Here is a 15,263-nt window from a genome sequence, read left to right as displayed (position 1 = left end):
AAGAAAAGAAGAAAAAGTAAATAAATAAATATAATACATTAACTTAAAAATCGAGCAAATGATGAAGCAGGTAAAAATTAAATTGCCCCTCAGAGCGTTGACCCTAGCAAGCGGTCTGCTTCTGACGGTGAGTTCCTTTGCGCAGAGTAATGCAATTAAGGGACATGTGAAGGATGCTTCTGGTGAACCTATCATGGGTGCTACCATTACAGTTAACGGTAAGGCAGTAGGCATTACCGACATGGATGGTAACTTCTCAGTTGATGCAGCGCCAGGTGCCAAGATTACATTCACCTATCTGGGTATGACACCACAGACAGTGAAGGCATCTAGTAACATGAACATTACCTTGGAAGATGACTCAAAGGCTTTGAACGAAGTCGTTGTCATCGGTTATGGTGTGGCTAAGAAGAACGACTTGACAGGTTCCGTTACAGCTATCAAGCCAGACGAGAAGAACCATGGTATCATTACTTCTGCACAGGATATGATTCAAGGTAAGATTGCCGGTGTAAATGTCAACTCATCAACGGGTGCTCCTGGTGATGGTGCACAGATTCGTATCCGTGGTGGTGCTTCTCTTACTGCGAGCAACAACCCATTGATTGTTATCGATGGTATGCCTATGGATAACAATAATACAAAAGGTGTAAACAACCCTCTTTCTCTTGTCAATCCTAACGATATCGAGAGCTTCACCGTATTGAAGGATGCTTCAGCTACTGCCATCTATGGTTCCCGTGGTTCTAATGGTGTCATCATCATTACAACCAAGAAGGGTCGCAGCGGCCAGAAGCCACAGGTTTCTTACAATGGTACACTTTCGGTAAGTACTGTTGCCAAGAAGATGGATGTGATGAATGCTTCCGAATATACAGACTTCATCAAGAACTATTATGGTGAAGATTCTTCTGCCTACAAAGGTTTAGGATGGAAGAAGTTCAATGAAGATGGAACTCCAGATTATTCTGCCGGCACATACGATACCGACTGGCAGGACGAGATTTACCGTGCAGCTGTCAGCCATGAGCATAATGTAAGTTTAACAGGTGGCATCAGCAAGAAATCATGGTCAATGCCTTATCGTGTCAGCATTGGTTACACCGGTCAGGAAGGTATTCTGAAGGGTTCTGACTATAAGCGAGTTACTGCCGGTTTCAACATCAATCCATCATTGTTCGACAAGCACCTTAACATTAATGTCAACGGTAAGTATTCTTACTCAAAAACAAATCCAGGTGGACAGGATGCAGTAGGCGCAGCTGTCTCTATGGATCCTACTCGTCCTGTTAAGAGTAATGATGAGAAATTCAAGAACTGGGGTGGCTATTGGCAGTGGGCATTACCTACTACCTCATATGACCCTACATTCCCATATAACCGCAACGACGATGCTCCAACAAACCCTGTAGAAAAAGTAGAAAACTACGATTTCTACAAGAGTGCGCATATTCTCTTAGGTAATGTAGAGGCAGACTATAAGATACATGGTTTCGAAGACCTTCATCTTCACGCCAACATAGCTGGAGAATATAGCACTGGTGGAGAGTACAACACCAACAATCCACAATCTACATACGGATTCTACTATGGTGGCAACAGCGAAAATAAGGAGAAGAAGTATAACGTTGTAGCTACTGCCTATGCTCAGTACACCAAGGACTTCAACAAGGCTAACCACTTCGACATCATGGCTGGTTATGAGTATAGCCACATGAAATATTGGGGAGACCAGTGGAGCAAGTCTATGTATCCATCTACCTACGAAGGTAAGAATGATGCAGGCGAAGCTCTTGCAGGAACTGTGAAGTCTTACGATACAAGCAACTGGAAGGGACAGACTTACCTAGTGAGCTGGTATGGACGTGCCAACTATTCTCTGTTGGATCGTTACCTCCTTACATTCACTGCCCGTTATGATGGTTCAAGCCGCTTTGCAGACGGACACCGTTGGGGTTTCTTCCCATCAGCAGCCTTCGCATGGCGTATCAAAGACGAAAAATTCCTGAAAGATGTTGATGCTATCAGCGACTTGAAACTCCGACTTGGTTGGGGTAAGACCGGTCAGCAGGATACAGGTAGAGAGTACTACACCGCTACCTATAAGAAGAGTACAAGTAATCACCACCTTTATCCAATCGGTGGTATTGCCAACAACCCAGGAATACTCTACCGTCCATTGGCATACAATGACGAATTGACTTGGGAGACGACTACTACATGGAACGTAGGTCTCGACTATGGTATGTTCGACCAGAGACTCACCATCAACCTTGATGGTTATATCCGCAAGACAACCGACTTGCTCAGCACAACAACCATCGCTGCAGGTCAGAACTTTGACAATGCGCTCTTGATGAATGCAGGTACATTGGAAAACAAGGGTTTTGAGGTAGCTATCACAGGTCGTCCTATCCAGACCAAGGACTGGTTTGTAGAATTGAGCGTCAACGCTGCTTACAACAAGAACGAGATTACCGAACTTGCAGGCGGTCGTGATTTGATGGAGGCAGGAATGAAGGTTGGTCAGGATCAGGCAATCACCTATCATAAGGTAGGAAAGCCAGCCAACTCATTCTTGGTTTACCAGCAGGTTTACGATGAGAGCGGACGTCCAATCATGGGTTGCTACGTAGATCGTAATGGTGATGGTTCTATTGACGAGAACGACAGATATTTCTATAAGAATATCGTGGCTCCTTGGACTGGTGGTTTCAGCTTCAAGGTTGCATACAAGAACTGGGACCTCGGAAGTAATTTCCGTGCAAGCTTCGGAAACTATCTCTATAATGGATACGCAGAAGGTGCGATAAACACAAAAGAGGTATGTAGTGCAAAGGGATATTATAAAAATACCACAAAGGAGTTAGTAGCTCTTGGCTGGACTTCGTACAACTATCCTCTTACCGACTACTTCGTACAGAATGGCAGCTTCTTGAAGTGCGACAACATCACACTGGGCTATAACTTCAACAATCTGCTGAAGGGTGGCAACTACAAGGGCATCTCTGGCCGTATCTACGCCTCATGCTCTAACGTGTTTACTATCACCAAGTATAAAGGTATCGACCCTGAAGTAACATCAGGTAAGGACGACAACATCTATCCTCGTTGCCGCACATTCCTGCTCGGTCTGAACCTTAACTTCTAACATTTTAAAATAGATTTCGATATGAAACTCAATAAATTCAACATAATTGCCCCAGCAGCAGCTCTTCTGCTTTCAGCAAGCTTGAGCTCTTGCATGGATGACTTGAACAAGGGAAACATTGACCCTACTGTTGATGCCAATCCTAATATTACGGGCTTATACAGCAAGTGCTATGCTGGTCTTATCATGGAGGGTAATGACGGTAATGCCGATTTCACTATCGACGACGCTGGTAAGTCAACCCTTCTACGCAACCTGTTCAACTTCAACGAGGTACCTACCGACGAAGCCGTCTGCTGGTGGTCAGATGGCGGTATCGCAGATGTTGCCTACAATAAGTTCGATCCGGGTAATGCTACTCTGAAGAACCTCTACTATCGTCTGATGTCGAACATCTCTTACGAGAATCATTTCTTGAGCCTCGACGCAGCCAAAGAGGATAAAACTAAGTATGCAGAGGTACGTGTACTTCGTGCCTATAGCTATTTCTTGATGCTCGACTTCTTTGGAGACCCTACATTCATTGACAAGATTTCTGCAGAGACACCACGTCAGGCACACTCTTACAATTCAAAGTTTGAGGAAGGCAAGTCTTACACTCGTGCAGAGCTTCTTCAGTTGGGCCGTGAGTTCCTGTTCAACTGGGTAAAGGACGAATTGCTCGCTGCAGAGCCAGACCTGTTGGAGGCAAAGCCTGAGACTGACAACGACCCAGACTATGGCCGTATTGATAAAGGCACATGCTGGTTGCTTTTAAGCCGTCTGTACCTCAATGCTGGTACATACCTCAATAACGATGGTCAGAACAATCAATATTGGGATAAGGCTCTCGAATATGCCGAGAATGTTATCAATTCAGACTACAAGCTCTTCGATGACAGCAAGATGTCTAATGAGGCTAAGGCTAATGGCTACAAGCCATACGACCTGCTCTTCATGGGCGACAATGGTTCAAATGGTGCAAGCTGCGAGGCTCTACTCCCATTGATGCAAGATGGAGAAAAAACTCAGGGATACGGTGGTTCTATGTTCTATGTAGCTGCTCTTTGGGATGCTACGATGCAGACTGTTACAGCTAAGGATGCTGCCACTACTGCCAACACATGGTCAGGTATGCGTGTTCGCCCACAATTCGTAGAGAAGTTCTTTACCAATCCAGAAGTTGTTGTAAACAAGTCAGCTTCCGAAATCCGTGCTATGAACGTTGATGACCGTGCTATCCTTTGGGGTAAAGGCAACAGTGACGGCGATCGTACTTTGGAGATTGGTGCTAACGATAAGTTCGTCAAGGGTATTGCAACACCAAAATGGAATAACAACTATTCTAATGGTGGTACTCCTCACGACAGCTACAACGTAGACATCGACTTCTTCCTCTTCCGTGTAGCTGAGGCTTACCTCAATGCAGCAGAGGCAGAGATGCACATCAATGGTGAAAGCTCGGCTAAGGCAAAGAAGTATATCGATGCTCTTCGCAATCGTGCCCACGCTGCCGTACGTGATTCTTATACTCTTAACGACGTGCTCGATGAGCGTGCCCGTGAGTTGTATTGCGAAGGTCTCCGCCGTACCGATTTGATCCGTTTCAACCAGTTTGGTGGCAGTCAGGCTACATACAATTGGGAACTCAAGGGTGGTAGTACTAATGGTACAACCTTCGCCAAGACCTATAATGTATATCCTCTCCCATCTTCAGAGGTTCTTTCTAACAAGAACTTGACTCAGATTGATGGATATAACGAGGTCAAAAACTAAAGTATAATAGAATTATAAAAGAAAACGCAATATGAAGAATAAATATATAATTGGTGCTCTGCTTGTCGGCATCATCAGCTTATTCGCATCATGTTCGGATGACAACGATTCAAACCCAACGCTGATTCAGCCTAAAGAGTTTGTGTTGAACACTCCTGCATATGCCAATGCGACTATTGATTTGGAAAAATCTACTGGTCTTGAGCTTACATGGTCACAGCCTAAGTACACAGCAGACAATGCCCCAATCAACGCAACATACGAGGTGCAAGTATCTCCAACCAACAGCTTCACAGTTTCTACTGATGAAGCTGCTGCAGACGAGAGTGGAGAAAAGGTGCCAGACTACGCTGTTCTTAGCAACACCACACAGAAATGTAATATTTCTGCCTCTGCAGAAGAAATGGACAAGGCATTGGTAAAGATACTTAAATGGACTGAAGGTAATGTTCCTGCCGAGCAGGAGATGTACGTTCGTATTAACGCTTACATCCTTGAGGGCACAAGCCGTCTGAACCCTGTCGCTTCAAACTCAGTAAAGCTCAACGTAAAGCCTTACTATATTGAACTGAAGGATGCTGTTCCAACAATGTGGTATCTCGTAGGTAACATGTTTGGCGGCAAGTGGGCAGGTGACAAGAATATTGGTGTTGATGCGCTTCCTATGTTCTTGAAGCCTAACTTCTCTTATGACAAGAAGACTGGTGCTGGTGAGATTGAATACACCAACTACTTCCTTACAGACGAATTCGACGAAAAAGCAGAATCTGCTGTAGCAGGTTTCAAGATTCTGCCTTCAAGCTTCGATTGGAACTACAGTATGGACGGCGGTGGAAAGTTGAAGGACAATATCGCCTATCGTGGTTCAACTAATAGCGATGGTGGCCATATCCTTGCAGGAGCAGACGGTTACTACACAATCACATTGAACACCGCCAACAATACAGCCACTATGGTGAAGTACGAGGGTAATGTAACCAACTATGGTACTATCCAGATTGCAACCTCATTAGACGATTTCGCGAGCGACACTCCAATGCTTCCTTACAACACAGAGGGCGTTGAAAACCACGCTTGGTACTATGTGATGGAAGTTCCTGCCGGACAGACAGTAAGCTTCAAGTTCAAGATTGCTGGTTCTTGGGATACCAACTGGGGATATGGTGCAGAAGATGGCGCTGTCAACATGTATGGTAAGTGCGAGGCTAATGGTCATAACATCGGTTTGACTGAAGGCAAGTATTGCATCTCATTCAACGATATCACAGGTGCATTCAGCATCGTTAAATTGTAAATCACTTAAAGTATAGACAATTATGATTAAGAAAATATTATTGGGAATGACCCTGCTGATGTCTATGGTATCATGTACCGAAGACTACACAGATTGGGGTACCCCACAGTCAAATCCTCAGGAGGAAGCCGTATCATTCGGAAAAGGTAGCGTAACTCCAGTTGATGTCATCAACTTGGCTGATGTTAAGACAGAGAAGGTAAAAGTGGCGAGCATTGTTGCTCCCACTTCTTCCAACGCTTCCTACACTCCAACCTACAAGATCAATATTGGTGGTCGAGCTTTCGATATTGACGCAGAAGGTAACATGGCAAAAGCTGACTTGGTAAATTATATTGTAGATAAGTTTGGCAAGCGTCCTACAGAGCGTGATATCGATGCTACTCTCGACGCATGGGTAAGCAATGGAGCTACAGCCGTGAAGATGGCTACATCAGAAACATTCCAGGTAAAGGCTATTCCTGAGGCTCCAGTTATCGAAGAAGGCTATTACCTCGTAGGCGACATGTTTACTACAGATGACGTAGATGGTTGGACTAAGGAAGTAGCAAAAGCATTCAACCACAGCGACAAGGATGTATATGAGGATCCGGTCTTCACCGTATCTTTCGAAACAACCAAGGCTGACCAGTATTGGAAGATTATTCCTAAGAAAAACATTGATGCAGATGACCTCTGGGCTGCCGGCGTAGTAGGTCCTAAGGTTGACGGCGACGACAGCATGACTGGTGCGCTGACCAACGGTGACGCTAAGGCAGGTAAGATTGCCAAGGCTGGTAAGTATAAGCTCACCATCAACATGATGGACTACTCTTATACCTTAGAGGAGGTTAACTACGATCCATTCATCTACTTCATTGGCGCAACTGACGGTTGGAAGAGCTCTGACCAGAAGCTCGCTCTCGTGGACGAGGCAAAGGGCGTATACACTGGTTATGTATATGTAGCCGATCCTAACGGAGCTGATCTCCAGTTCAAGTTCCAACGTGTAGCTGGAAGCTGGGACAACGAAATCAATGCTGGTGCATTTGTAAGCTTTGGCGGAGCTGCTACCAACGAAAATGGAAACATTGGCGTGAACGCTGGAGAGGGTGTCTACTACTTCGATGTTAATCTTTCAGAAGGCACTATCACAGCCACTAAGGTTGAGACCATGAGTATGATTGGTGGCTTCAACAATTGGGATGGCGACGCAGTCATGACTTGGAATGCTGAAGAGTATTGCTTCGAGGCAACTAATGTTGGCGTGACAGCCGACGGTTGGAAGTTCCGCGTAAACGGTGGTTGGGCTGTCAACCTCGGTGGAAGTCTCAACAACCTGACAGCAGGTGGCGACAACCTTACAGTTGCAGGCAACACAGTCAAGTTGTATCCTACAAGAAAGACTAAGGACAATATCTACTGCACAGTAGAATAAGTATTTGTTTCATCATAATAAAAATAGCATAACCAATAGGCGGCTCTCAAATCCGGGAGCCGCCTATTTTCTTTTTCTCCTCCCCCTTTTCAAGTATTTTTTCCCTAAAACCTTGGAAGTTACGAGGAAAAGTCGTATCTTTGCATAAGAAAAGCTGCACTCGGCAAATTGAAAACAAGCTTTCTTTGCGCTCGTTTGCATTTTCTTTGCACCGAATAAGTACAACATTTATATTTTTGTGAATATGAGAACTGGCGACAAAGTATTAATATCTCCAGACTTGACACATGCCAAAGACTGGACACAGGGCGAAGTGATTGAAGTTGAGAACAATCCTTTCGTAGGAATTGTCATTTCCGCAAAAACCGCAGATGGAAACATCTTCTTTGGATATAAGGACTTATTTGAACCTGCAAAGGACGATGAATGATGATTTTGCATTTTCTTTGCAGATTGGAACAAACAATCTTCTATATGAAACAAGAAATTGAACAAAAAGAATTAGGCATGGGAAACTTCCAAGGTTATCCGTCTTTGTTGAGACAAATCAAGCATCGTGTTTCTTTTGCCCAACAAAAAGCCATGTACGCAGCAAACGAGGAGTTGCTCCGTATGAATTGGGACATCGGTGAAATGCTTACCAAAAGCCAAGAGGCTGATGGTTGGGGCAAGAAGACTCTACAGCGCCTAGCTGTAGATCTTAAGAATGAGTATCCTGAAAGGAAAGGATTCTCCGTAAGAAACATGCAGTGCATGATGCAGTTCTATAATGAGTACAACAAGGAGTTGACCATGGCTAAAGTTGGAAATATCCCAATTACGCAATCAATGATTGCGCAATTAGGAAACGCCCCGACCGAACTACCTATCAAGCACTTATCTTGGACTCACAATATAATTCTCATACAGCAAGTAAAAAATATTCAAGCAAGATATTGGTACATGATACAATGCATTATAGGGCATTGGCAGACAAGATACTTAACAGAAGCCATCAAGCTCGATTATTATGGCAAGCATGGCGCTCTCGCCAATAACTTCGACACAACGCTCCCTGCTACAGAAGCACTAGAGGTTAAATCATTATTGAAAGACCCTTATATTTTCGACATGCTCACTTTCACCGACCAATATGACGAAAGAGACATCGAGATTGGGCTCATCAAACATATCGAAAAATTCTTGGTCGAAATGGGAGCTGGCTTCGCTTTTATGGGAAGACAATATCACATTGAAGTCTCAGGTGATGACTATTATATCGATATGCTGATGTATAACACCTTTTTGCACAGGTATTTAGTTATAGAGTTGAAAGCCACAGACTTCATGCCCGAATACATCGGTAAGCTCAATTTCTATTGCTCTGCCATAGATGACACGCTTTGCAGAGAAGGCGACAACAAGACTATCGGCTTGCTTCTCTGCAAGACCAAAGACAGAATAAAAGCAGAATATGCACTTCGTGATATACAGAAGCCAATTGGTGTATCCGACTATGAATTAGGTCAAGCTCTGCCAAAAGATTTTCGCAGCAGCCTTCCTTCCATTGAAGAAATCGAAAAGGGACTCAACGAATGGAATCAAGAATAACATCCAATAGGCGGCTCTCGTTTCCGGGAGCCGTCTATTTTTTCTTTATCCCCCTCTCAACATTTTTCCCTAAAACCTTGGAAGTTACGAGGAAAAGTCGTATCTTTGCGGCATCATTTAAAATAACATCAAAAGGAAAGCAATATGGATGTAGCTATAAATAATATAAAAACAACTATAACTGTTCCGCAAGTTGACTTCAACTTATTAAAGGAACTGGCAAAAAAGTTTGGCTGGGTTATTCAAACCGAAAAGAAAAGTGGTATTGAAGAAGCCCTAGAAGATGTTAAAGCAGGCAGAGTATATCATGCAAAAGATGCTCACGACTTAATCAAACAGTGCTTAGAATGAGAGAGTAAACTGCCACCATCATATAAATCGCATAAACTTCATGGAAACCTAGAAAGGCTTATAGTTGAAAATTCAGCAACATCAATCGCCTTATTCAAGTACTTCATTATGCTACTTCAGCCACTTCATTCAGCCAACGAAATTGACTCTTCCACCCAACGAAGTCGTATCTTTAACCCAACGAAGTCGTATCTTTAACCCAGCGCAGTCGTATCTTTAACCCAGCGCAGTCGTATCCGTAGACTCAATGAAACGTATGAACTTGCGCAATGACGTACATGATGCGAAAGAGGCTCACTTGATGGGAACCAGGATGCTTCTGAAATTACGTCCCGACGTATCTGTTACTGCGTCGGGACGTATCTGTTACTGCGTCGGGACGTATCTTTTACTGCGTCGGGACGTATCTTTTGCTGCGTCGGGACGTATCTTTTGCTGCGTCGGGACGTAATTTTCATTTCCTCAGTTGGCTATGATTCCTCCTCTCACCAGCCATTTCGCAAAGAAGCGGTCGCTAACCAGATAGCCAGTCGGAGTCTTGCTTACCAGCTGCTTATCTACCAATGCCTTTAATGCCGTTTTCACGCTGCTCGTAGATGGAAGATGGTGGGTGATGATAAACTGCTGACTCAACGGCGAAGATACCAAATGCTCACGAGCTATCGCCCCCAAAAGGATTGTTCAATCTTGCCATATCTTGTTATCATTCATTATACAAACGTTCATTGCGCTTTTTACGCAACGCAAATTACGCAATAAAAAACGAGACCGCCAAATGTTTTCTAGTTTTTTAATAATAATTATCTCCTAAAGCTACATATACCTTAATTATATATAGAAGAAAAGCGCACCGGAATGCAAACGTTTGCACAATTTATTCGCTTGATTTGCATCAATTTTTGAACAAGCTAATGAAATAAATCGTAACTTTGCCAACGTATAACAATACAACTTGCAATTAAACATAAAATAATAATCACAAAATACAATGATAATTATGAAGAAGATATACTTTACACTCATCGCTTTACTGGCAAGCATGAACATGCTGGCACAAGGTTGGCTTGCTAACTATAGTGGCGTCATGCTGCAAGGATTCTCATGGGATTCTTACGACTACTCCCAATGGACTGTTTTAGAGAAGCAAGCCGATGATATGAAAGGATTCATCGACCTTGTATGGCTTCCACAAAGCGGTAAATGCATCGAAACTACTCAGGTAATGGGCTATAAGCCATATTATTATTTCAACCAGAATTCCTCATTCGGAACTGAGGCTGAACTCAGAAGTCTGATTGCCAAGTTCAAAGCCAACGGCATAGGCGCAATAGCAGATGTTGTGGTCAATCATCGCAATACAGACGGCTGGTTCACCTTCCCTGCAGAGACATACAATGGAGTGACCTACCAGATGTTGTCTACCGACATCTGCAAGAATGATGATGATGGAAGTACGGCAATACAGGCAAAAAAAGACGGGGTTAGCCTCAGCAATAACTATGATGAGGGAACCGACTTTGGAGGATGCCGTGATATTGACCATAAGAGCGAGAACGTACAGAAGATTATCAAGGCATATCTGAAATTCCTGAAGGAGGATATAGGATATACCGGTTTCCGCTACGACATGGTAAAGGGTTTCAGCGGTACTCACGTGGCTGACTACAATGATGCTACCGGTGTAGAATTCTCGGTAGGTGAATATTGGGACGGAAACCCATCTATCATCAATTGGATAAACAGCACCAACAAGAAGAGCGCTGCCTTCGACTTCCAGTTCCGTTATAATGTACGTGATGCAGTAGGCGTAAAAGACAATAAGATTGTTTCATCACCAAACTGGTCGAAGCTGAAGAGCGATTACAACCTGATGCATGATGCAACCTACCGTCAGTATGCCATCACATTCGTAGAGAATCACGACATGCAATACCGCTCTAAAGATGAGCCGCTGGATCCTCTTAAGCGAGATACGCTTGCAGCCAATGCCTATATGCTCGCCATGCCGGGAACTCCTTGCGTGTTCCAGCCACACTGGAGAACCTACAAAAAAGAAATCAAGAGCATGATTGAAGCCCGCAAACTTGCAGGCATCACCAACATGAGCAATTATACCAACAAGATGGCACAGACCGCATGCTTTGCCAATGAGACTACTGGCAACAAGGCGAAACTCATCGTGGTTGTAGGAAACAACACCAAGGCATATACTCCAGGTGCCGACTATACACAGATTCTCGAAGGATACCACTACCGTTATTATCTTTCTAAATCTGCAGAAACCGCATGGTGCAATATACCATCAGGCGAATACGAGGCAGGTTTCAAGGCTAAGCTTACGGCTGTCAGTCAGAACAGCAATGCCAAACTGGTATACACTACTGACGGCACAGCCCCTACAGCCAAGAGCAAGCAGGTGGCTACAGGTAACACCATCAACATAGATGAGACCTGCACCTTGAAGGTTGGCTTGCTCAGCAACGGAACCGTAACAGGTATCCGTACCTACAATTATACCGTCAAGGCATTCGAGCCATATACCATCACCGTATATGCCAATGCCGACCAGGTAACCAACTGGGGTTCAGTCATGTATTTCTACGCATGGAATACAAGCGGAGAGCTCACAGAAAAATGGCCAGGTACTGCTGTCACAGCAACCAAGACGCTGAACGGTAAGAAGTGGTACTATATGGACTTCAAGATCAAGAGCAAGGATGCTATCGTAAACATCATCTTCAATCAGGGAAATGGAACAGGCAAGAAGCAGACCGTAGACTTGAATGCCGGCAACAGCACCAAGTATTATGAGATTACCACTGCACAGAGTAATGGCAAATACACCTGCAAGGATGTTACCGCCATCTGGGGACCAACAGGCATCACAGGAACTCCAACCATAAACAATACCACAACAGACAATGCATGGTATACACTTAGCGGTATGAAATTGAGTAAGAAGCCTGCTGAGAGCGGTGTTTACATCCATCAGGGAAAGAAAGTGATTATCAGATAAGAATATAACAAATAAGTTCAAAGAATAGTTTCAGTTTTTAGTTTAAGTTTTTTAGTTTTAAGCTTTTAGGTTTATTAAGGTTTTAGGTTTATTAAGGTTTATGTTTTTAGGTTTAGGTTTGTTTTAAAGGTAGTTTTAGTACATACAAGGTTACTAGTTAGTTGTTTTAGGTAAGAAAAAAGAGGTATACCCAAGATTCATCTTCGGGATATACCTCTTTTCTTATTTTAATTATTTTCTTATTCTACTTATCTTTCGCGCTGGTCAGCCCCCCACATCAGTTTCTCTCTCAGGGTAGAGAAGTAACGCTGGTTGCGCTGCTTCACAATCTTGATGCTATGAGGAGCCTTGCGGATAATGAGGCGGGTTTCCTCCGTCATACGCTCACTACGACCATCGATGGCTACCAGATAGTTGTGGCTGCGACTCTCGATATCGAGCGTGATGACTGCCGTATCGTTGATTACGATAGGCCGGATGTTCAGACTGTGAGGAGCCACCGGAGTAAGACAGATGCTGCCACTCTGCGGAATGATGATAGGACCGCCATTCGAGAGATTGTATGCCGTAGAACCTGTTGGCGTGGTAACAATCAGTCCATCAGCCTGATAAGTAACGAGAAATTCGCCATCTACCTGCGTTCGGATGGAAATCATCGAAGCATCATCACGCTTCAGCACGGCAATATCGTTGAGTGCGAACGGATTGCCAGCCAGAACGCCACCTTCTGCCTCCACCTGAATCACCGCATGCTCCTCTATCAGACATTCACCGGCATAAAGACTGTCCAGCGCCGACTCTATCTCGCTTGGCAGCACATCGGCAAGGAAGCCCAACCGGCCCATATTCACACCGATAATAGGCGTACCCTTGGCTCCCACACGGCTCGCTGCCTTCAGGAAGGTACCATCACCACCCATAGAGATGACGTAATCCACATCGAAGTTGTAATCCTCGAACACCCCAGCCGCCTTCACATCGAGATGCTGGTCGCGGGTAAGAAACTCGTAATAAGCATTCTCCACATAAACTTCAGCCTCCTTCTTTTCGAGATAAAGAAGGATTTTCTCTATCGAAGCCGACTTCTTAGCCTGGTATTCATTACCAAATATTGCGAATTTTAAATGTTGCTGTGCCATTTATTTTGTTATTTCAATAATTATTCTTACTTTTGCAAAGGTAATCATATTATTTGAATAACAAGACAAAAAACAAATAAATTATGGCTAAGGTATATGAATTTCTTGCCAATGGCTTCGAGGAAATCGAAGGATTGGCTCCGGTTGACATCCTCCGTAGAGGTGGTGTAGACATCAAGACTGTAAGTGTAACGGGTACTGAATGGGTAGAAACATCGCATGGTGTTACCATCAAGGCTGACCTGAAGTTTGAGGATATTGCCAGCTTTGAAGATGCTGACATGCTGATGATTCCGGGCGGAATGCCAGGCAGTACAAACCTGAACGAGCACGAAGGTGTACGCCAGGCGCTCATCGCCCAGCACAAGGCTGGTAAGCGAATCGGTGCCATCTGCGCAGCCCCAATGGTTCTGGCAAGCACAGGCATTCTCGAAGGAAAGAAGGCTACCTGTTATCCTGGCTTCGAGCAGTATTTCGGCGAGAACACCGAATATACCGCCACCCTCTTCCAGGAAGACGGCAACGTGATTACGGGCGAAGGTCCTGCAGCAACCCTCCCATACGCCTATAAGATATTGAGCTATTTCGTAAGCAAGGAAACCGTAGCTGCCCTGCAGGATGGCATGATGTATGATCATCTCATGAAAAGCAAATAATAACAATGAGTGAAGAAAGGCAGGATTAGAATTCTTCACTCTTCACTTTTAACTCTTCACTTAAAAAATGGATTACGTAATCATAGTAGCCGGAGGCAAGGGCCTCCGCATGGGAAGTGAAATTCCCAAACAGTTCTTGCCGGTAGCGGGCAAGCCTATCCTGATGCGCACCATAGAGCGTTTTCATGAATACGACCCTGCATTGAACATCATCCTGGTTCTGCCGGAGAGTCAGCAGGCATACTGGCACCAGCTCTGCGAGGAGCATCATTTCAGCATCAAACACCAGATAGCTAATGGTGGCGACACCCGTTTCCAGTCATCCAAGAACGGACTGGCACTCATTCCTGATGATGAAGATGGCGTAGTGGGTATTCACGACGGCGTGCGCCCATTCGTATCTAAAGAAGTCATCGAGGAATGTTTCGAGACGGCTCGCGAAGAATATGCAGCCATCCCTGTATATACCGTAACCGACACCCTGCGCTATATCGACCAGCACGGAGGCGGAAAGAATGTGCTGCGCAGCGATTACCGCGTGGTGCAGACTCCCCAAACCTTCGACATCGGTCTGGCAAAGCAGGCTTTCAACCAGGAATACAAGGAACAGTTTACCGATGATGCTTCGGTGGTAGAAAGTCTTGGCTGCCAGGTTGCGATGGTTGATGGTAATCGTGAGAACATCAAGATTACTACCCCATTCGACATCAAGATAGCTGAAGCGTTGCTGGGGTAAGGCGAAACAACGAGGCATAAAAAACAAGCAGGGAATTCCTCACGGAGTCCCCTGCCTTTTTTATAACTATAATAAACCTATTTTAATTAACCATTAACCTAAAGTGCAAATCTCTATTTTGGGTCTACCAATAACATCTCTCAAACTCCTTCAGAAGA

The 15,263-nt window shown here is 44.4% G+C and carries 12 protein-coding genes; 10 read left to right on the top strand and 2 right to left on the bottom strand.

Features of this window, described 5'->3' with window-relative positions:
- The first annotated feature begins 58 nt into the window (after positions 1-58).
- The 7 genes from DWV53_RS04075 to DWV53_RS04045 all read left to right on the top strand — a co-directional run bounded on the left by DWV53_RS04075 (position 59) and on the right by DWV53_RS04045 (position 9,558).
- Positions 59-3,151, top strand: a complete 3,093-nt coding sequence (locus tag DWV53_RS04075) for a SusC/RagA family TonB-linked outer membrane protein (RefSeq protein WP_118151801.1) — start codon at positions 59-61, stop codon at positions 3,149-3,151.
- Positions 3,152-3,172: 21 nt separating this feature from the next.
- Positions 3,173-4,906, top strand: a complete 1,734-nt coding sequence (locus DWV53_RS04070; RefSeq protein ID WP_118151799.1) for a RagB/SusD family nutrient uptake outer membrane protein — start codon at positions 3,173-3,175, stop codon at positions 4,904-4,906.
- A 31-nt stretch (positions 4,907-4,937) separates the two neighbouring features.
- Positions 4,938-6,200: a SusE domain-containing protein gene (locus tag DWV53_RS04065; protein ID WP_118151797.1), complete on the top strand. Its 1,263-nt coding sequence runs from the start codon at positions 4,938-4,940 to the stop codon at positions 6,198-6,200.
- A 22-nt stretch (positions 6,201-6,222) separates the two neighbouring features.
- Positions 6,223-7,617 carry an Outer membrane protein SusF domain-containing protein gene (locus DWV53_RS04060; RefSeq protein ID WP_118151795.1) on the top strand — a complete coding sequence of 465 codons (1,395 nt, stop codon included), beginning with the start codon at positions 6,223-6,225 and terminating at the stop codon, positions 7,615-7,617.
- A gap of 244 nt (positions 7,618-7,861) precedes the next feature.
- Positions 7,862-8,047 carry a transcriptional regulator gene (locus tag DWV53_RS04055; protein ID WP_117729633.1) on the top strand — a complete coding sequence of 62 codons (186 nt, stop codon included), beginning with the start codon at positions 7,862-7,864 and terminating at the stop codon, positions 8,045-8,047.
- Between the two features lie 44 nt (positions 8,048-8,091).
- Positions 8,092-9,207: a PDDEXK nuclease domain-containing protein gene (locus DWV53_RS04050; RefSeq protein ID WP_118082103.1), complete on the top strand. Its 1,116-nt coding sequence runs from the start codon at positions 8,092-8,094 to the stop codon at positions 9,205-9,207.
- Positions 9,208-9,351: 144 nt separating this feature from the next.
- A complete protein-coding gene (locus DWV53_RS04045) occupies positions 9,352-9,558 on the top strand; it encodes a hypothetical protein (protein WP_118082101.1) in 207 nt (68 codons plus the stop codon).
- A gap of 462 nt (positions 9,559-10,020) precedes the next feature.
- On the opposite strand, the gene DWV53_RS04040 is transcribed toward DWV53_RS04045, so the two are convergent.
- Entirely contained in the window at positions 10,021-10,230 is a 210-nt protein-coding gene (locus tag DWV53_RS04040; protein WP_147468733.1) for a hypothetical protein, read from the bottom strand.
- Between the two features lie 325 nt (positions 10,231-10,555).
- Between DWV53_RS04040 and DWV53_RS04035 the strand changes: the two genes are divergently transcribed.
- Positions 10,556-12,574, top strand: a complete 2,019-nt coding sequence (locus tag DWV53_RS04035; RefSeq protein ID WP_118151837.1) for an alpha-amylase family glycosyl hydrolase — start codon at positions 10,556-10,558, stop codon at positions 12,572-12,574.
- A 248-nt stretch (positions 12,575-12,822) separates the two neighbouring features.
- On the opposite strand, the gene DWV53_RS04030 is transcribed toward DWV53_RS04035, so the two are convergent.
- A complete protein-coding gene (locus DWV53_RS04030) occupies positions 12,823-13,713 on the bottom strand; it encodes an NAD kinase (protein WP_117586787.1) in 891 nt (296 codons plus the stop codon).
- An 83-nt stretch (positions 13,714-13,796) separates the two neighbouring features.
- Here DWV53_RS04030 and DWV53_RS04025 point away from each other — a divergent pair, with 83 nt between their 5' ends.
- Together DWV53_RS04025 and DWV53_RS04020 are read left to right on the top strand one after the other, a co-directional pair.
- Positions 13,797-14,369: a DJ-1 family glyoxalase III gene (locus tag DWV53_RS04025; RefSeq protein WP_117586786.1), complete on the top strand. Its 573-nt coding sequence runs from the start codon at positions 13,797-13,799 to the stop codon at positions 14,367-14,369.
- Between the two features lie 67 nt (positions 14,370-14,436).
- Complete coding sequence (locus DWV53_RS04020) at positions 14,437-15,105, top strand: 2-C-methyl-D-erythritol 4-phosphate cytidylyltransferase (protein WP_118151792.1); 669 nt, start codon at positions 14,437-14,439, stop codon at positions 15,103-15,105.
- Positions 15,106-15,263 lie beyond the last annotated feature (158 nt).

It is taken from the genome of Segatella copri, assembly GCF_003465495.1.
Classification (GTDB): domain Bacteria; phylum Bacteroidota; class Bacteroidia; order Bacteroidales; family Bacteroidaceae; genus Prevotella; species Prevotella copri_G.
The sequence above is the reverse complement of the archived record's forward strand: the minus strand, read 5'-3'. Positions and strand labels throughout refer to the sequence as shown.

Excerpts from the sequence above, each read along its gene's own strand:
- DWV53_RS04075 (WP_118151801.1), top strand. The coding sequence starts at position 59 with ATGATGAAGCAGGTAAAAATTAAATTGCCCCTCAGAGCGTTGACCCTA.
- DWV53_RS04070 (WP_118151799.1), top strand. The coding sequence starts at position 3,173 with ATGAAACTCAATAAATTCAACATAATTGCCCCAGCAGCAGCTCTTCTG.
- DWV53_RS04065 (WP_118151797.1), top strand. The coding sequence starts at position 4,938 with ATGAAGAATAAATATATAATTGGTGCTCTGCTTGTCGGCATCATCAGC.
- DWV53_RS04060 (WP_118151795.1), top strand. The coding sequence starts at position 6,223 with ATGATTAAGAAAATATTATTGGGAATGACCCTGCTGATGTCTATGGTA.
- DWV53_RS04055 (WP_117729633.1), top strand. The coding sequence starts at position 7,862 with ATGAGAACTGGCGACAAAGTATTAATATCTCCAGACTTGACACATGCC.
- DWV53_RS04050 (WP_118082103.1), top strand. The coding sequence starts at position 8,092 with ATGAAACAAGAAATTGAACAAAAAGAATTAGGCATGGGAAACTTCCAA.
- DWV53_RS04045 (WP_118082101.1), top strand. The coding sequence starts at position 9,352 with ATGGATGTAGCTATAAATAATATAAAAACAACTATAACTGTTCCGCAA.
- DWV53_RS04035 (WP_118151837.1), top strand. The coding sequence starts at position 10,556 with ATGAAGAAGATATACTTTACACTCATCGCTTTACTGGCAAGCATGAAC.
- DWV53_RS04030 (WP_117586787.1), bottom strand. The coding sequence starts at position 13,713 with ATGGCACAGCAACATTTAAAATTCGCAATATTTGGTAATGAATACCAG.
- DWV53_RS04025 (WP_117586786.1), top strand. The coding sequence starts at position 13,797 with ATGGCTAAGGTATATGAATTTCTTGCCAATGGCTTCGAGGAAATCGAA.
- DWV53_RS04020 (WP_118151792.1), top strand. The coding sequence starts at position 14,437 with ATGGATTACGTAATCATAGTAGCCGGAGGCAAGGGCCTCCGCATGGGA.